Raw genomic sequence first — 18,025 nt, 5'->3', positions numbered from 1 at the left:
ACAAAAAAACGAAGGCGGCTTAGCTTTACTTTTGTTTGATTAAATAAATATAAACGGGAAAGTGATCGCTGAAACCAATTTCGGATACAGAATGCCGCAACGGGTATCCTTTGTATTGCCCGCTGTTTTGTATCAAAAATGATTTGTTGTAAATACCTGCTTTCCAGAAACGATAGCTGGAGAAATCGGAACGAATTAAAGTCTCAGAAAGCATTATTTGGTCAAAAATATCCCAAGCATCTCGGTGCGCAATGGTACCTAAACCTTTCTGAGCCATTTCTTCGAAGGGGTTGTAAATCCCAAACTCTGGTACGGAGGCTTTTTTGGCTTTGGCGCCAAGCCCTATTTTTACACTTTTATTGTAAGGTCCATCATTGAGATCGCCCATGGTAATGATTTTTGCTTCGGGATTAATTTGCTGTAACGAATCAATTATTTTCCTGTTTAGCAAGCCTGCTGCTTCACGGTACGGACTTGATTTTTTTTCACCTCCAGAACGCGATGGCCAATGGTTTACAATAATATGTATTTCCTCACCCTCTAGAAAACCAGTTACCAGTAGTTGATCTCGAGTATACACTCTATAATTTTTAGTGTTTACTTGGGGCTTATCATCGGTAATGTCCTCAGTTTTTTCGAGAACCTCTTCGGTTTGTGAGTTTCCTTTTTTATAAAGATATAAAGGGATATTGCTAAAGCTAGTGGGTTGGAATTTCTTTTTTTGATACAATAAGGCTACATCGATTCCTCTTTTATCGGGCGAGTCAAAATGTATGATTCCATACTCTTTATCAATGATTTTTGGTTCTTTTACAAGATCTTCAAGTACAGCACGATTTTCTATTTCGCATCCACCAATGAAGGTGGGTGAATCTGGATTTTCTGAAGAACCAATTTCTGCAAGCACACGAGCTAGATTACTAAGTTTTATTTGATATTTATCATACGTCCATTTCTGGGTGCCCTTAGGTGTCCACTCCTCATCATAAGTGTCTGGGTCATTTATAGTGTCGAATAAATTTTCGAAATTATAAAAAGCTACAGTATGAATAATGTATTTTTTGGATTGAGCATTCCCAACTGAAATCCAACTCAACAAAAAAAGCAGTGCCAATAGGGTTTTGTAAAACCTAACTTTAAAGTAAAACATAATTAAAATCAATTAATTCAGGATAAAAATAGTGATTTGTATCGAATTTCGTATTCTTTCTTAAATGACTATCTTTGAAATCATAAACCGTGTTGCTTAATTTGATGAAACAGTATACCAATACACACAACATTTATAATCCCATTTTTTATTGGGTACTATTGTTTATTTTTGTTTTTCGAACATTACCTTGTCAATCACAACCCACTATGATAACACCACCTTATTTACAAAAAGGAGATACTATTGCCCTTGTAGCAACAGCCAGAAAAAATATTGATGATAACTTAAAGCCAGCAATTGACTTGCTACACAGTTGGGGTCTTGAAGTAGTAATAGGAAAGACAATAGGCTTAGACAACAACCAACTAGCGGGTACAGATGAGCAACGCGCAGCCGATTTTCAAGCACAACTGGACAATCCAAATATTAAAGCAATTTGGTGCGTGAAAGGCGGCTATGGCACGGTTAGAATGGTCGACTTATTAGATTTTACAAATTTTAAAAAAAATCCAAAATGGATCGTTGGTTTTAGCGATGTGACCGTATTACACAGTCATTTGAATACCTTAGGATACCAATCGCTTCATGCCATCATGCCGCTCACTGCACCAAGAGCAACTCCGCAAGCAGTTGAATCATTAAGAAAAGCTTTGTTTGGTGAGAAATTATCTTACGCGGTTACACCCTTTTCAAAAAACAAACTCGGAAAAGCAACAGGTCAATTAGTTGGCGGAAATTTATCCATCTTGTACAGTCTGTTTGGCTCTACATCTGCAATTGATTGTTCGGATAAAATTTTATTTATCGAAGATTTAGATGAATATTTATACCATATTGACCGTATGATGATGAACTTAAAACGCAACGGTTGCCTCGAAAGTATCAAAGGAATTGTGGTAGGATCTATGACTAAAATGAAAGACAACGATATTCCGTGGGGAAAAAATGCGATCGAAATTATTGAAGACGTTACACAAAAATACTCAATTCCAATATTGTATAATTTCCCTGCAGGGCACATTCAAGACAATAGAGCATTGATTTTGGGAAGTAAGGTCACACTAGATGTGCAGGAAAAGGGCGGAACACTTACATTTGAATAAAAAAAGCCTCCCCCCGACCCCCTCCGCAGGAGTGGGAGACTTGATAGAAGCAGTTTGGGAACGTATGCAGTACAATGAATTATGTTTTTTTCATTGATGAATTTTAGTTGCAGAAGTTAAAAAACTTGAAACCTCAAACTTGAAAAAAAAATTTTAAATGGCTGAACACAACGAACTTGGTAAACTTGGAGAAGAAATGGCTGTTGAATTCCTCCAAAAGGAAGGCTACACTATTTTGCAAACCAATTATACGTTTCAAAAAGCAGAAATTGACATTTTGGCTCAGAAAGCAGGTGTTCTTGCTGTGGTCGAAGTAAAAACAAGATCTTCCTTGGATTTTGGTTTACCACAGGATTTTGTGAAGCCAAAAAAAATCCAACTCTTAGTAAAGGCTGTAGATGCTTTTGTCATTCAAAATGATCTTGACCTAGAGGTACGTTTTGATATCATCGCCATTCATAAAGAAGATAAATCTTTTGTGATTGAGCACCTTATCGATGCTTTTTATCACTTTTAAACATATTTTCTAGATGTTATATTTGTAACAAAATGTTTTTTTATTTATCTTTGCGCTCACTTTACACACTAACTACGCGTAAAATAACGACCAACTAAAAAAAATCCATCATGAAAACTGTTTCTTCAATTGTTGAAAATTACATTAAAACTAAACCTTTTTTACTAAATGCTTTATCACTAGGTATCATCAACTTGACCTCATTATCAAGAAATATAATGACAGAGTTGGAGAGTGAATTTGGTAAAGAAGTGAAACAAGGTGCTGTAGTAATGGCATTGAAGAGATTGACAGAGGAACTGGATTTTAGACTTAACCACAAGATCAATAAAGTCATCAAAAATATTGGCGAAATCACCGTTCGATCAGCTTTGACAGACTATACTTTTGCAGCCTCAGAGACGGTTTTGAACAAGCAGGCTGATTTAATTGCAGATATCAATGCATTGCCAGACATTTTTTATACTTCATCAAGAGGGGTAAACGAAACGAATATTGTAGTAAGCAACAGCATCAATCATCTTGTAGACAAACATTTTGCAAGCGAAAAATTGATTCAGAAACTAGATAACCTGGCCTCAATTACCGTAAAATTACCCAAAGAAAATATTGTAGTTCCTGGAATTTACTATTTCATTTTTCAACGTTTGGCTTGGGAAGGAATTATCATCAACGAAGTAATTTCGACATCAAACGAGTTCACTATTTTAGTAAGTGAAGAACAAGTGGATGTTGCTTTTAAAGTGATAAAAGATTTGAAGAATTAAGAACATTCTAAAATAAACAAAGCTTCCAACCTTCAAAAGGCTGGAAGCTTTGTTTATTATTCCCCACCCAACTTTTCCATCAATTCCAAACACCTACGCGTAGTTTTAGCGTCATCAAAGGTTAATAGCAAACGCAATCCTGCTGGAGTTTGCTTTTCTTTCATTTTGCAAATAGAAGTATTTTTTTGCACAAATTGCAATACGTTTTGAAAACGATTGGATTGGTAATAATCGGATTGTTGATCCGAAACAAAATAGCCAATCATTTTGCCTTGCTTCATCACTAACTTCTCGATTCCTACCCGTGTAGCAATCCACTTAATACGTATACTGTTCATCAATGCTTTGGCACGTGGCGGCATTGGACCAAAGCGGTCAATTAATTTATCCTGAAAAACAGTAAGATCTTCCTCATTTTTTACATCGCCTAGCTCATTGTACAAACTCAATCGCTCTGCTACATTATTGATGTACTCATCTGAAAATAGCAATTCAAAATCAGTATCAATTTGTAATTCTTTGACGTATTCTTTGGTTTCCAAATTGTTTTCCTCGGGATACAAATCCTTGAATTCATTTTCTTTCAACTCATCAATAGCTTCGTTCATGATTTTTTGATAAGTATCAAAACCAATTTCATTAATGAAACCGCTTTGCTCACCTCCTAATAAATCTCCTGCTCCGCGAATCTCTAAATCTTTCATGGCGATATTGAAACCACTGCCTAATTCACTAAATTGTTCCAAAGCTTGAATTCGCTTTCTGGCATCATCGGTCATGGCTGAATACGGTGGGCAAATGAAATAGCAAAAAGCTTTCTTATTGCTACGCCCTACTCGACCCCGCATTTGATGCAAATCAGACAATCCAAAATTATTGGCATTATTGATAAAAATCGTGTTCGCATTGGGTACATCTAATCCGCTTTCGATAATGGTTGTTGCTACCAAAACATCAAATTCTCCGTTCATAAAAGCCAACATCAATTCCTCGAGTTTTTTACCATCCATTTGGCCGTGACCAATACCTACCCTAGCATTAGGAACCAAACGCTGAATCATTCCGGCAACTTCCTTTATGTTCTCAATTCGATTATTGATAAAGAAAACCTGTCCGTTTCGCTGTATTTCGTACGAAATAGCATCTCGAATAGTCTCTTCGCTAAAGCCAACCACATTGGTCTCAATAGGATATCTATTAGGCGGAGGCGTTGTAATCACCGATAAATCACGTGCAGCCATCAATGAAAACTGTAAGGTTCTAGGAATAGGTGTTGCCGTTAATGTTAACGTATCCACATTAGCAGCGATGGTTTTCAATTTGTCTTTTACGTTGACACCAAATTTTTGTTCCTCATCTACAATCAACAAACCAAGGTCTTTGAAAACTACATTTTTATTGACTAATTGATGCGTTCCTATCACAATATCGAGTTTACCTTCAGCTAATAATTTTAGTGTTTCGGCTTTTTGTTTTGCGGTTCTAAAACGATTTAAATACCCTATTGAAACCGGCATATCTTTCAATCGTTCCGTAAAAGTGCGGTAATGTTGGTAAGCCAAAATGGTTGTGGGAACCAAAATTGCAACTTGTTTGCTGTTATCCACTGCTTTGAAAGCCGCACGAATAGCCACTTCGGTTTTACCAAAACCTACGTCTCCACAAACCAAGCGATCCATCGGACGGTCGCTCTCCATATCCGCTTTTACTTCTGCCGTTGATTTAGTTTGGTCTGGCGTATCCTCGTAAATGAACGAACTTTCTAATTCATTTTGCAAGTAACTGTCGGGCGCAAACTGAAATCCTTTTTCGAGTCTTCTTTTGGCGTACAGCTGAATCAAATTGAAGGCAATATGCTTGACACGTGCTTTAGTTTTTTGTTTTAAAATTTTCCACGCATTCGAACCCAATTTGTATATTTTGGGTGGCGTACCGTCTTTTCCGTTGTATTTCGAAATTTTGTGTAAGGAGTGAATACTCACATATACAATATCATTATCGGCATAAACGAGCTTAATCGCTTCTTGTGTTTTGCCTTCGACTTGTATTTTTTGCAACCCACCGAAACGACCTATTCCATGGTCAATATGCGTGACATAATCGCCCACCGAAAGTGTCGTGAGTTCTTTTAAAGTGATGTTTTGTTTTTTCGAATAGCCATTTTTGATGCTGAATTTATGATAGCGTTCAAAAATTTGATGATCTGTATAACATGTGATTTGATTTTCATCGTCCACAAAACCCTGATACAAAGGCAAGACAACGGTATTGTATTGCTTTCGAATGTTTTCGGAATTGGCTTCGTCTAAACTTTCAAAAATATCATGAAAACGCTTGGCTTGCGCATCATTCGAACAAAACAAATAATTTTTGTAGCCATTGAAATGATTTTCATTTAAATTATTCAACAACAAATCAAATTGTTTGTTAAATGAAGGCTGTGGTTTTATGTGGTATTCAAATTTTTTGGTGGTTCTAAAAATAGGTTTTGATCCCCATTCTACCACCGCAAAATCCAAAGCTCTTTTTATAAATTCGGCTTGATTTAAGAATAATTGTTCTGGTGAAGCGCGTTTTATTTCCTGTGATAATTTTGCAAAAGCTTCTTCAGCTTTACCAAATTGTTTGTCTAGTTGTGCTAAAAAATCTTCGGTATTTTGAATAAAAATTACCGTTTTTTCTGAAATATAATCTAAAAAACTTTCTCTATTTTCCTGAAAAACTTTGTTTTCAACATTTGGAATTATAGTGATCTTTTTTTGAGTTGCAATAGACAATTGTGTGGCTACATCGAAGGTTCTGATACTTTCTACCTCGTCCCCAAAAAACTCAATTCGGTACGGGTCATCATTTGAAAAAGAAAACACATCCACGATTCCTCCACGAACCGAAAATTCTCCCGGCTCAGTAATAAAATCAACTCTTTTGAATTCGTATTCGAATAAAACTTCGTTGATAAAGTCTATCGAAATTTTATCATTGATAGCCACTTTTAAGGTATTTTTATCCAGCTCTTTTCTGGTAACCACTTTTTCAAACAAAGCCTCGGGATACGTGACAATAACGGCGGGTTTTTTTCTAGAATTTATACGATTCAATACTTCGGCTCTGAGCAAAACATTAGCGTTATCTGTTTCCTCAATTTCGTAAGGACGACGAAAGGAACCGGGATAAAAAAGTACGTCTTGCTCTCCAATAATCTGTTCCAAATCATTCAAGTAATAGGCCGCTTCTTCTTTATTGTTTAAAACAATTAAAAAAGGCAACTCTGCTTTTTTGAAAATAGAACGAATTACAAATGATACTGCCGAACCCAAGAGTCCCGACAAATGCATTTTTACGGCGTTGTTATCCTGTAAACACGCAACAATTTGCAGGTTTTGAGGCGTATTATCATAGATCGTGTATAGGGCAGTTTTACTCAACTCGGGGTATATTTGGGTCTATTATTGGTGTATTTGGAATTGCTCGTGTAGAATCTAGCATTCGTCTAAGCTCAGATTCTCCTTCTTCTAGCGGGATCTTACTTTTTTCTACAATTTTATCCATTTGTCTTTGTAGCGAAACTAATTCTAGATTTATTTCTGATATCAAAAGAACCACTTTTTTATCTGGAATTTGATCCAGGTGTATGAATAAGTCAAGCATTCGAACCTTCGTAATTAAGGTTGCAATTCTACTTTTTATTTGAGGTTTATCAAATTCAAAAGGAATTCTATCCTGTAGCGCAATTGCTTTTTTAGAAAGTGCTTTGGCTTTGCGCTGGTAGGCGTTGGCTGTGTTTTTTGGTTTTTGAGATAATTCATCAAGAAAAAGTCGGAATTCATTCCAGGAAGACAAACTTTTCTCAGAAGCTTCAGTAAGAGGAGTGTCGTAAAAATTCCAATTTTTTTGAATGTTTTTTAAGATCACTTCTTGTTTTTGAACTTCTTTTTTGTTCTCCAAAACGCGGTTATCAACCTCATCTTTACAAGAGCTTACAAGTAAAACCAGCATGAGGAACACAAAGGAAGAGTATTTCATTTTTACATAAGTTAAAGTACAAAGTTACAAAGTAAATTTACAATTATGAATTATAGAAATCGAATAACAATCTAGTAACTGTATATTGTACTTTAGCAATAAAAAAACAATCAATTAGCAGTAAGAAATAGCACATTACTAATTTTTATATGTTTTTATAAAGATTATAATAATTTTTTGATATTTTCGAAAAGGTTATCTTTGCTTAACAAAACTAAAAAAAAATGAGTACAAAAATATTAATTATAGGCGCTTGTGGCCAAATAGGAACAGAGCTTACGCAAAAATTACGCGTAATTTACGGAACAGAAAATGTTATAGCCTCTGATATCCGTAAATTAAATATTGATGTCGTAAATTCGGGTCCATTTGAAGTGGTAAATGCGTTAGATTTTAATCAGATTGAGCATTTAGTTGAAGTACATCAAATTACCGATGTGTATTTAATGGCGGCGCTTTTATCAGCAACAGCCGAGAAAAATCCAGCATTTGCATGGGACTTGAATATGAACTCTTTATTTCATGTTTTGAATTTGGCGAAAGCCGGAAAAATAAAAAAGATCTTTTGGCCATCGAGTATTGCAGTTTTTGGACCAACAACCCCGAAAGAAAACACACCACAATACACGATTATGGAGCCATCAACGGTTTATGGTATCAGTAAACAAGCAGGCGAAAGATGGTGTGAATATTATCACAATATCTTTGGTGTAGATGTACGCAGCATCCGTTATCCAGGTTTGATCAGTTGGTCATCGCCTCCTGGTGGCGGAACTACAGATTATGCTGTAGATATTTATCACAAAGCACTCGCCGATCAAAAATACGAGTGTTTTTTATCCTCAGAAACTAAAATGCCTATGATGTACATGGACGATGCTATTGCGGCTACCATCAAAATCATGCAAGCACCTGTTGAAGAAATTAAAATTCGCTCTTCATACAATTTGGCTGCAATGAGCTTTACGCCAACAGAAATTGCTGCCGAAATCCAGAAACACATTCCTGAATTTACCATTACGTACGAGCCGGATTTCCGTCAGAAAATAGCCGACAGCTGGCCAGCAAGTATTGATGACAGCAGCGCTCGCGAAGACTGGAACTGGAATCATGAGTTTGATTTAGCAACCATGACAGTGGATATGCTAGAGCATTTGAAGTAATCTTTTTGAACATAAATAAAACGCCGCAAAATTGTTTTTTTGCGGCGTTTTTTCATTTGTAAAACTTGTCAACCTATTTTAGGACTACTCAGGGCCATCATCACGAGCGGGACGTTCAAGCCAGCCAGGGGACTTCGTTTTACATAATTTGTTTGTTCTTCCATAACGATTGTTTTTGTGTATCGTTATTTCAGGACGAGACATATATTTCAATAATGAGGCTGTCCAAAAAGAAAGGACAGCCTCTTGTCTATTTAATTTTTTAACTTCCATATTAAAAATTTCACAAGATAAATAACACTACTTACAATAATAACAAGTAAAGGAATGTAAAAATAACTTACTATATAAAAAGTATCTCCTATACAAAAATTGAAATAATACTGATAAAAGTAAAAATATACAAAAGCTATCACGCAAATTACAAGAAATGTAAAAAAACTAATTTTCATGGTCTTTAATTATTACGTTATTAAAAAATGCGTTAAACATATTAAAATGACCAAATGTTGAATCTTGAAAACTAACATTTGGAATTATAATGTTACATAATTCTTTAGGAAATTTTTTATACAGAAACTTATTTTCGATTATAGTCTCAATATCCAAAATTAACCCCTTTAATTTCCTAGTTTCTCTATTCTCTTTCTCCAATTCTTCGATTTGTGATTTTGAAAACCATAATTCAATCATTCCTTTTTGAACATTAATTAAATAATAAGGAATTAAGACACTTAAATATATTGATATTGTATAGAGTTCGCCATTCTCAATTATATTTAAATTAAAGGTAAAACATCTATCTTCCCAATCAAATAAAGATAAATCTTTAAAATTTTTTAATGTTATATCTTTTCCAAAACTATCAATTATACTTGTTCTGAAAATTTGGCTTTTTTCAGAATCAAAGTCAACAATTATCTCCTTTAATCTTTTATATTCCTCTGTCACAAAATATTCATCTTTTTGAGTATAAGCACATATATTCTGAGGATAGAAAAGATATACTAAATTGGTTAAAATTTTATCGATCATATTATAGTTAATTGCAATTTCCTGCTGTCCATGGGTTCGTCTTATATTCAGTTGCCACAATATTTTCAGTTGCATTAAAATTTACTCTTCCTCCAGGAATATACAACGGATAATTATGTTTTAGCCTTTCTTGAAAATATAGCATTAGCGTTAGGTCTGATGTTCTACAACTTCCATATTTATCAATAACATCTTGCATTGACTTTTGCAGAGCTCTCGCAGCTGACGCGAGCGTCCCGCTCGTGAACACACACTAAATCATAATAAACCTCTCAAAAAATCGACTTATTGTCACATACTGCAATCATAGTGCTATTTGGTAATCATCACGAGAGGGACGCTCGCGCCAGCCAGGGGCTTGTTGCTCTCTTGAATTCACACTAATTTAAAACATTAGTTGAACCCTTGTGAGTCACAATCCATTTATATTTTACTTTTTTCATTATCACAATAATTGTCTTCGCCGCTCCTATTAGCAATTTATGTACTGTAAAAACAACATATTTGTTGTTTTGATAATAAATAGGTTCGGAAAAACCATATACTTCAATATCACCTCTATTATATTTCTCAACCATAAGTTCGATCCCTTTATCAGTATTCATACTTTCTAAAACAACTTTTTCAAACCTAAAGTTATCTTTTTTCCAAAAGTCATCTTTGCACCAAATCCTTTTACCCTGCAAACATTTATTTTTATATTTGGCCTTCATTATTTCGAAGTCTTTCTTATCGTACAGAGTATCATCTCCTTTACCATTTCCAGCAGCATCAATAATCATTATGTCGTTTAAACCAAATATTTTCAAAGTTTCATTTGAATTGATTTTCTCTCTAGCAACAAATATAACTTGAGTTGTATCTTTATAAATTTTTTCAAAATAATCGTTGATAGCCCTATTTTTTTCTTTTTGTGACTGTGAAAATAATGACTGTGAAAGAGTAGAAAAAAAGAGTAAAATAATAATTGAGTATAAATAATATTTTTTCATCTTCTTAAAATTTAGTTACAAGGTTTTCCAACTGGTTTTTGTTCTTGAGGAGTTCCCTGACCTGCTGTTAATCTATTCGTTATTCGTTTCATTTCCGCACTATCTGCGGCAAAATTTATTGAACTCACAATTAATTAATAACATTAGGGTCATCGTAAATTTCTTTTATTCTCCAACTTCCCTCTTTATTTTCCATTAATATTGCTTTTTGCATTGGATGAGTAGAATACTTACCTAAAGTAAATGTTTTAAAAAATAAAAGTGCAAATTCCTTATCTGTCGTGATTATGGGCTTTGAAAAAGTAATACCTTCATCTCCAAAATACCTTAACGAAAGACGGCTTTTAAAGTCTCTAATAGTCTTTGCATTTGCTAATTTTAATTTCGACCCCTGAAAATCATTTTTACGCCACCGTTGACTTATCGTATCTTTTTTATATTTTTCTTTTAATTTTATTATTCCTAAGGAGTCAATAGGCCAAATAAAAGGAGGATTGGACTCTGGTCGGATTCTTATCATGTCACCCAAGCGAATATTTCTATCTTGATACGCTTTTTCATAACACTCTAATGATAACAATTTTTGTAAAGGTTCCTTCACTACAACTTTAATATAAGGTGATTTAATAAGCTGATTCTTTAAAAAATCATTTACTACGTTTTTTTCTATTTTGGATGTAGAGCAAGATATTAATAGTATGCTGCTAATTAAACATATTGTAATCTTCATAGTATTTATAATTTTAGTTACATGGACTTCCTTTTGGAGTAGCATCCCCTTTAGGAATATTAAGATCTTCTGAGTAACGAGTATTTTCAATTCGAACCCCAGCTGACGCGAGCGTCCCATTCGTGAACACAAACTAAATCGTGATAAACCTCAAAAAACGACTTATTGTCACAAACTATAATCATTGCTTGTTGGCAATCATCACGATCGGGACGCTCGCGCCAGCCGGGGGGACGCTCGATCTAGTAAAGGGCTTGGAGGTATTCAAGACTAGTTATAGATGTAATCACCTATTTCCTTTTCAACTTTCCAATGATTTTTCTCCCTTTTCATAATTACGATTCTTGCACTTCCGCCTCCAAAAAGAAATGCTTTTTGATAATAAAATAAAACATATTTTTTATTCCAATAATAAAGTGGTTCAGATAGAAAAATTATTTCATAGTTGCCTTTTCCCATTGCTATTTTTTGGGTAAATGCTTCACCAAAGAGCACTTTCTTACTTTCATATAAAAACTTGAAATCATTGAAATCACTTTTTTTCCATTCTTGCGGTAATGTATCATTTTTATATTCCAGATACATTTTTTTCCAATGCTTTAAATTAAAATACGCATGAGTATCTGTTTGCGGTATTATATGATTTAAACCTTCACTTCCATTAAAAATACGAAGAACTTGTTTGTTGCTAATTTTTTCTTGTTGAAGAATGTATGTCTTGTTTAATTTTTGTGATATTAAGTATGTTTTGATTGGATCATATTGGTTTGAAGATTTTAAACCTTTGCACGACAAAAATACAAACGCGAACAATAACATAAATTGATTTAAATATTTCATCTGATAATTATTTATTACAAGAATTGCCTACTATACTAATCTCACCCAGCTTACGCGAGCGTCCCGCTCGTAAACACAAATTATATCGTAAGATACTTCAAAAAAAACGACTTACTATCACAAACTGCTATCATAATGGATAGTCCTTGTTGGCAATCATCACGAGTGGGACGCTCGCGCCAGCAGAGGATGTACCAAAATACACTGCTCTCTTTTATTTTTAAAAAGTAGAATATATCCAATCTACTTCATATTTTAATAACGTATTTTTATGAGTTTTTTCTAATACATAAATTTTAAAGTATGGACTAAAATCAGTTACCGGATACAGTATTAGATTTTTTAACTTCATTTTTATTTCCTCCATTTGCTTTTTTTCCTTGTAAAACTGATACGCTTTTTGCTGTAAATCTTCTGATTTATCGAAGGTGAATTTAAACTTGTCAACTAAGCAAGTATCCTTTTTATTGATTTTAGAATCAAAAATAAAAGTCTCTCCTCCCATATAAAAATAGATTTTATTATTAACTTCTTTTTTAATATCTCCTGCGGACATATTAAAAAGCACATATTTGACAGGTTTCTTATACTTAGTCCCGCCTTTATAAAAGTTAAAAAAATCACTTTCTTGGGATTGACCCATCATCGAAAATGAAATACATAATATTAAAATCCAAAATATTTTTTTCATGATTAGTTGCAATTTGAAGGTTCGTTGTATTAGCGCATTTGAAATCAATAAATTTAGAATAAAAATGCCGCAAAATATAATTTTGTGTTTTTATTAGTTTGCTGTTTTTCAAAGTAAGGAACCCCATGCTTCCATTCAAAAAACAATCGTTTCATAAAAAACACAACAGAAATCATCTTATAATTATGTAACATAATAACTTTAAAGAATAAATGTAGCGCATTCATTATCATTACATTTGATAAAAGCTAAAACGCCATGAAACTAAAATCAAGTGAACCTTTTTGGTTGGTAAAAAATGGAATTATAAATTCCTATCCCTCCGTAAGAGAAAATTTAGACACAGAAGTTCTTGTTGTAGGAGGCGGAATTACCGGCAGTCTTATAGCGCATCAATGCATGGCAGATGGTTACAAAACCGTGCTTATTGATCGCAGAGAAATTGGTCACGGAAGCACGTCGGCTACAACATCCATGTTGCAATATGAGATTGATGTGCCGTTGTACCAACTTATAGATTTGATTGGCGAAAAAGCGGCCGTTGAAAGTTATTGGGCGTGTTACAAATCAATTGATGATTTGCAGAAAATCGTACAACAAGTAAAATCAGATTGTGGTTTCAAGAAAAAAGAATCCCTTTATTTTGCCGCTTTAAAGAAAGATGTTGTCTGGTTAAAAAAAGAATTTGAAGCACGAAAAAAAATTGGAATGCCTGTAAAATGGATGGAAGCCGAAGAAATTGATAAAAAATTTAGCATCAAACATTCGCATGGCGGCATCTTGTCTGAACAAGGCGGGAGTATAGATGCTTTCCAATTAGCGCATGATGTTCTAGCATACAATCATAAAAAAGGATTGCAGATTTTTGATAAAACCGACATTAAAAAAGTTAAGTACACACAAAATGGCGTAACCGTTTTAACGGAACATGGTACTACTATTACTGCTAAAAAAATACTCTACTGCAACGGTTTTGAAAGTACCGAGATCATTAAAGACAAGTTTGTAAAATTACTATCTACTTATGCCATTGTGGGCGAATGTTTTGAAGACGATCAATCACATCTTAACGACACGCTGTTTTGGAACACAGCAGAACCTTACATGTACATGCGAACCACAGATGACAATCGATTGCTTATTGGTGGCGAAGATGAAAATTTTGTAGACGCTGCAAAAAGAGATTCCTTACTCAACGAAAAGTCTGCTAAACTGACTAAATATCTGAAGAAAATTTTACCTGATTATGATTTCAGAATGGATTTTGTTTGGGCAGGTACTTTTGGCGAAACCAAGGACGGATTGCCCTACATTGGCAAACATCCTAATTTTCCAAGCGCGTATTTTGTTTTGGGATTTGGCGGAAACGGCATCACCTTCTCAGTCATTGGAATGGAACTCGTTTCTGAAATGTTGAAAAACAAGAAACATCCTTTAACCGAATATTTTAAATTCAGAAGGTGATTTCTTTATGGCACTTTTAGATTTCTAAGTAATCAATTCTATTGTAGGATACACCCAAGTCCAGCAACACAAAAATGTTCGTTTTATAGCCAGATGATGTTTTTTCTTAAAATTGAAACCTGATAAATGTGCCTAAAAGATAAATTATAAATCAAAATTAAGCATTTAAAAACAGGTGCTTTTGATGCATTAAAATCAAATCCTTTTTTGACAAAAAATCAAAAAACAGTCTTGCGGATGTTCACGTTAAACACAAGAGTTACTCTTTTTTACTCTTAAACAATGGCACGGCTGAACATGCTTCGCCATACATAATACTGCGGGCTACTTGTTGTAAATGTTGCACTGCTACCACATAAGCACGAGTTGGTACTGGTTTTTTAGAACATCCTTTCAAGATAACGGGTTTGTCTTGATAAACCGAATAGTCGATTTTTGGTAATAATTCTTCATACAATGAGGCTTCAAGATCTTCTAAATTCCCATTGACTATTTTTTTTGCAAAAGGCACAAGTTGAATGGCAACCAATATAGATGCCCATGCCGGTACTATGGCATCAGTACTGCAATGTATAGCCACATATTGATCTTCGTATTGTGACCAATCGTGATTTTTGAGATCTTCTCTGAAATCTTTTTCTCTTAGCAAAAATCCTTCAGCAAGCCATTGTGAGATGTCAATTTGCGTGCGTATTCCTTTTGGATAATAATCCTCAAGATCGAAAACTTCGAGTACACTATTGGCTACTTTATTTATTATTTCTTCCATTTTTGAAGTCTTAAAGTCAAATGTCAAAAGTCATAAGGCCTTTTACTTTCAGACTTTATGACTTTCAACTTTATGACTTATTATAGCATCCCCAATTCTAATTTAGCTTCTTCACTCATTAAGTCTTTGCTCCAAGGTGGATCAAAAGTAATTTCAACCTCGGCATCTTTTACATGCTCGATAGATTTAATTTTGTCTTCTACTTCTTTTGGTAAACTTTCAGCAACTGGACAGTTTGGAGAGGTAAGTGTCATAAGAACTTTTACTTCATAATCTGTGTTTACCATTACGTCATAAATTAATCCTAATTCGTAAATATCTACAGGAATCTCTGGATCGTAAATAGTTTTTAATTTTTTTACGATTGCTTCTCCTAATTCGTTAGTGTCTATTTCTTGTGTCATGTTTCAACAATTTATTTTTATTATTTTTAATAACCATATAAGGCATTTAAGGTCATTTAAGATTTGTTATATATTTTCAATTTTATTTTAACTTATAAAACCTTAAATGCCTTACATGTTTAAAAAAGAATTGGTTTACAAATTAGTTTTTAGCCTCAAACGCTAAGGCGTACATTTTTATATTTTTTATCATCGAAACTAATCCGTTAGCACGAGTTGGCGATAAATGTTCTTTTAGGCCAATTTCATCAATAAAATCCATATCTGCAGAAAGTATATCGGCGGCTTTTTGATTGCTAAAAGCTCGAATCAAGATGGCGATAATTCCTTTGGTTAAAATGGCATCACTATCAGCCGTAAAAACAATAGTGTCTTCTTGTTGTTCTCCTTGCAGCCATACTTTTGACTGGCATCCTTTGATGATATTGTTTTCTGTTTTGTATTCTTCCTTTATCAAAGGTAGTTTTTTACCTAATTCAATAATGTATTCGTAACGCTCCATCCAATCATCAAATAGGGAGAATTCGTCCACAATTTCGTCTTGTATTTCTTTTATCGTCATTGGTTTTATTTTAATGTGTTTTAGTTGGTTTCAACCAAAGCATTGATTTTGTTAACTAATTTTTCAATTTCTTTTGGTGGAGTACCATGATCAAATGATGTGCTTTGATATATTTTTTCTTTATGAACTATTTTTAGATTCGCAATGGCAGCTCCGTCATGAAATCGTTTTTCAGAAGGCGCTTTTAACGTAGCTAAATCATCAAGCTCAATAGTTTGAAAATCTGTTACAAGTTTCTTCCAGTCAGCATCAGAAATAGCAGTTGCAGTTGGTTTTTCGGTTCCATTGCGGTCCTTGCTTATGCTTACCTTGTGGTTGGCTACGGTAATTTTTTGATAAAAGCCTCTCGTATTGGCTGAGTATTCAATCACTGTATTTTCTAAATCGGATTGGTTCTTATCACTGCAAGTAGATCCAAGAATCACGGTAGCGACTAAAGCAAGTACTGTTTTCATATAGTTATTGTTTAACGTTAAGCAAGCATATTTTGAGCTCTTTTTACAGCGGCAACTAAACTGTCGATTTCTTCTTTTGTATTATAAAACGCAAAGGAAGCTCTAATGGTGCCCGGAATCTCAAAGAAATTCATGATCGGTTGTGCACAATGGTGTCCTGTGCGCACCGCTATTCCTAATTTGTCAATTATGGTGCCAATATCGTACGGGTGAATTCCATCAATATTAAATGAAATTACAGATGTTTTTTCTTTGGCTGTACCGTAAATTTTTAATCCTTCAATGGTCAATAATTGTTGGGTTCCATACTCTAGCAATTCTTTTTCTTGCTGCTGAATGTTGTCAAAACCTACTTCGTTCATATAATCAACAGCGGTTCCTAATGCAATTCCACCAGCAATATTGGGAGTTCCTGCTTCAAATTTATGAGGTAGTTCTGCATAAGTTGTTTTCTCGAAAGTCACTTCTTTGATCATTTCGCCACCACCTTGATAAGGCGGTAATTTATTCAAGCATTCTTCTTTACCATATAAAATACCGGTTCCTGTTGGCCCGCACAATTTATGTCCTGAAAAAACATAGAAATCACAATCTAGTTCTTGTACATCAGGTTTTAAATGTGGAACAGCTTGCGCACCATCTATTAAAACTGCAGCGCCTACTTCGTGTGCTTTGTCAATCATGTATTTAACAGGATTGATCGTTCCAAGAGCATTCGAAATATGATTAACCGTTACAACCTTAGTTTTATCCGACAATAATTTGTCGTATTCTGCCATAATCAACTCGCCATCGGTATTCATAGGAATGACACGTAAAATAGCTCCTGTACGTTCGCACAACATTTGCCAAGGCACAATATTGCTGTGGTGTTCCAATGCCGAAACTAAAATTTCATCACCCGGTTTTAAAATCGAAGCAAATCCATTGGTTACTGCATTAATACCGTGTGTGGTCCCAGAGGTAAAAAGTACTTCGTGAGCAAATTTTGCATTGATGTGATTTTGAATTTTCTTGCGGGATTCTTCGTAAGCATCCGTTGCTAATTGGCTCAAAGTATGTACGCCACGATGAATATTAGCATTGATTTCTTGATAGTATTTCGCTATCGCATCAATCACCACTTGCGGTTTTTGAGTTGTAGCTCCGTTATCGAAATAGACTAATGGTTTACCGTTTACTTTTTGAGTAAGTATCGGAAAATCGGCTCTTATTTTTTGAATGTCTAGCATAATTATTTAGGAAAAATCTAATTACAAAAGTACTGAAATTAAACCGTTTTGAAATTAAGAAACCCAAGTTTTTCATACTTTCTTGTTATGCTTTGATAGCCAAATTATTTGTTAAGTAGTTTTTT

At 34.2% G+C, this 18,025-nt stretch carries 19 protein-coding genes; 5 read left to right on the top strand and 14 right to left on the bottom strand.

All coding sequences use genetic code 11. From position 1 onward, the window contains the following. Positions 1 to 25 precede the first annotated feature (25 nt). On the bottom strand, positions 26 to 1,150 hold the full coding sequence (locus IQ05_RS04150) for an endonuclease/exonuclease/phosphatase family protein (RefSeq protein WP_244289521.1): 1,125 nt from the start codon (positions 1,148 to 1,150) through the stop codon (positions 26 to 28). Positions 1,151 to 1,359: 209 nt separating this feature from the next. On the opposite strand from IQ05_RS04150, the gene IQ05_RS04145 reads away from it, so the two are divergent. From IQ05_RS04145 to IQ05_RS04135, 3 genes are all read left to right on the top strand, one after another. Then, on the top strand, positions 1,360 to 2,256 hold the full coding sequence (locus tag IQ05_RS04145) for a S66 peptidase family protein (RefSeq protein ID WP_144890177.1): 897 nt from the start codon (positions 1,360 to 1,362) through the stop codon (positions 2,254 to 2,256). A gap of 157 nt (positions 2,257 to 2,413) precedes the next feature. Beyond that, positions 2,414 to 2,773, top strand: coding sequence for a YraN family protein (locus tag IQ05_RS04140; RefSeq protein WP_144890174.1), 360 nt, complete (start codon positions 2,414 to 2,416; stop codon positions 2,771 to 2,773). Positions 2,774 to 2,883: 110 nt separating this feature from the next. Beyond that, on the top strand, positions 2,884 to 3,540 hold the full coding sequence (locus tag IQ05_RS04135; protein WP_086454410.1) for an aspartate kinase: 657 nt from the start codon (positions 2,884 to 2,886) through the stop codon (positions 3,538 to 3,540). 56 nt (positions 3,541 to 3,596) lie between these two features. Here IQ05_RS04135 and mfd read toward each other — a convergent pair whose 3' ends face one another. Next, entirely contained in the window at positions 3,597 to 6,965 is a 3,369-nt protein-coding gene (gene mfd, locus IQ05_RS04130) for a transcription-repair coupling factor (protein WP_144890171.1), read from the bottom strand. Continuing rightward, positions 6,958 to 7,563, bottom strand: coding sequence for a hypothetical protein (locus IQ05_RS04125; protein WP_144890168.1), 606 nt, complete (start codon positions 7,561 to 7,563; stop codon positions 6,958 to 6,960). The genes mfd and IQ05_RS04125 overlap by 8 nt, the downstream gene beginning before the upstream one ends. A 224-nt stretch (positions 7,564 to 7,787) precedes the next feature. On the opposite strand from IQ05_RS04125, the gene IQ05_RS04120 reads away from it, so the two are divergent. Beyond that, positions 7,788 to 8,726 carry an L-threonine 3-dehydrogenase gene (locus tag IQ05_RS04120; RefSeq protein ID WP_144890165.1) on the top strand — a complete coding sequence of 313 codons (939 nt, stop codon included), beginning with the start codon at positions 7,788 to 7,790 and terminating at the stop codon, positions 8,724 to 8,726. Between the two features lie 441 nt (positions 8,727 to 9,167). Here IQ05_RS04120 and IQ05_RS04115 read toward each other — a convergent pair whose 3' ends face one another. From IQ05_RS04115 to IQ05_RS04090, 6 genes are all read right to left on the bottom strand, one after another. Further along, a complete protein-coding gene (locus tag IQ05_RS04115; RefSeq protein WP_144890162.1) occupies positions 9,168 to 9,761 on the bottom strand; it encodes a hypothetical protein in 594 nt (197 codons plus the stop codon). A 7-nt stretch (positions 9,762 to 9,768) separates the two neighbouring features. Next, a complete protein-coding gene (locus IQ05_RS04110; protein WP_144890160.1) occupies positions 9,769 to 9,960 on the bottom strand; it encodes a hypothetical protein in 192 nt (63 codons plus the stop codon). Positions 9,961 to 10,141: 181 nt separating this feature from the next. After that, a complete protein-coding gene (locus IQ05_RS04105; protein ID WP_144890157.1) occupies positions 10,142 to 10,753 on the bottom strand; it encodes a hypothetical protein in 612 nt (203 codons plus the stop codon). A 130-nt stretch (positions 10,754 to 10,883) separates the two neighbouring features. After that, entirely contained in the window at positions 10,884 to 11,483 is a 600-nt protein-coding gene (locus IQ05_RS04100) for a hypothetical protein (protein ID WP_144890154.1), read from the bottom strand. A gap of 270 nt (positions 11,484 to 11,753) precedes the next feature. Then, on the bottom strand, positions 11,754 to 12,323 hold the full coding sequence (locus IQ05_RS04095) for a hypothetical protein (protein ID WP_144890151.1): 570 nt from the start codon (positions 12,321 to 12,323) through the stop codon (positions 11,754 to 11,756). Positions 12,324 to 12,543: 220 nt separating this feature from the next. Continuing rightward, complete coding sequence (locus IQ05_RS04090) at positions 12,544 to 13,014, bottom strand: hypothetical protein (protein ID WP_144890148.1); 471 nt, start codon at positions 13,012 to 13,014, stop codon at positions 12,544 to 12,546. Positions 13,015 to 13,272: 258 nt separating this feature from the next. Here IQ05_RS04090 and IQ05_RS04085 point away from each other — a divergent pair, with 258 nt between their 5' ends. Then, positions 13,273 to 14,478 carry an NAD(P)/FAD-dependent oxidoreductase gene (locus IQ05_RS04085; RefSeq protein ID WP_144890146.1) on the top strand — a complete coding sequence of 402 codons (1,206 nt, stop codon included), beginning with the start codon at positions 13,273 to 13,275 and terminating at the stop codon, positions 14,476 to 14,478. 259 nt (positions 14,479 to 14,737) lie between these two features. On the opposite strand, the gene IQ05_RS04080 is transcribed toward IQ05_RS04085, so the two are convergent. From IQ05_RS04080 to IQ05_RS04060, 5 genes are all read right to left on the bottom strand, one after another. After that, positions 14,738 to 15,247 (bottom strand): DUF2480 family protein, encoded by a 510-nt coding sequence (locus IQ05_RS04080; protein ID WP_144890143.1) that lies wholly within the window; start codon positions 15,245 to 15,247, stop codon positions 14,738 to 14,740. 80 nt (positions 15,248 to 15,327) lie between these two features. Then, positions 15,328 to 15,651 carry an SUF system Fe-S cluster assembly protein gene (locus tag IQ05_RS04075; RefSeq protein ID WP_086455167.1) on the bottom strand — a complete coding sequence of 108 codons (324 nt, stop codon included), beginning with the start codon at positions 15,649 to 15,651 and terminating at the stop codon, positions 15,328 to 15,330. 142 nt (positions 15,652 to 15,793) lie between these two features. Then, positions 15,794 to 16,213: a SufE family protein gene (locus IQ05_RS04070; protein ID WP_144890140.1), complete on the bottom strand. Its 420-nt coding sequence runs from the start codon at positions 16,211 to 16,213 to the stop codon at positions 15,794 to 15,796. A gap of 20 nt (positions 16,214 to 16,233) precedes the next feature. Beyond that, positions 16,234 to 16,668, bottom strand: coding sequence for a hypothetical protein (locus IQ05_RS04065; RefSeq protein ID WP_144890137.1), 435 nt, complete (start codon positions 16,666 to 16,668; stop codon positions 16,234 to 16,236). Between the two features lie 17 nt (positions 16,669 to 16,685). Further along, positions 16,686 to 17,900 (bottom strand): aminotransferase class V-fold PLP-dependent enzyme, encoded by a 1,215-nt coding sequence (locus IQ05_RS04060; RefSeq protein ID WP_144890134.1) that lies wholly within the window; start codon positions 17,898 to 17,900, stop codon positions 16,686 to 16,688. Positions 17,901 to 18,025 lie beyond the last annotated feature (125 nt).

It is taken from the genome of Flavobacterium tiangeerense (assembly GCF_007830355.1).
In the GTDB taxonomy this organism is placed as follows: Bacteria; Bacteroidota; Bacteroidia; order Flavobacteriales; family Flavobacteriaceae; genus Flavobacterium; species Flavobacterium tiangeerense.
Note: the sequence above shows the minus strand (reverse complement) of the source record. Positions and strands in the feature narration are given on the sequence as shown.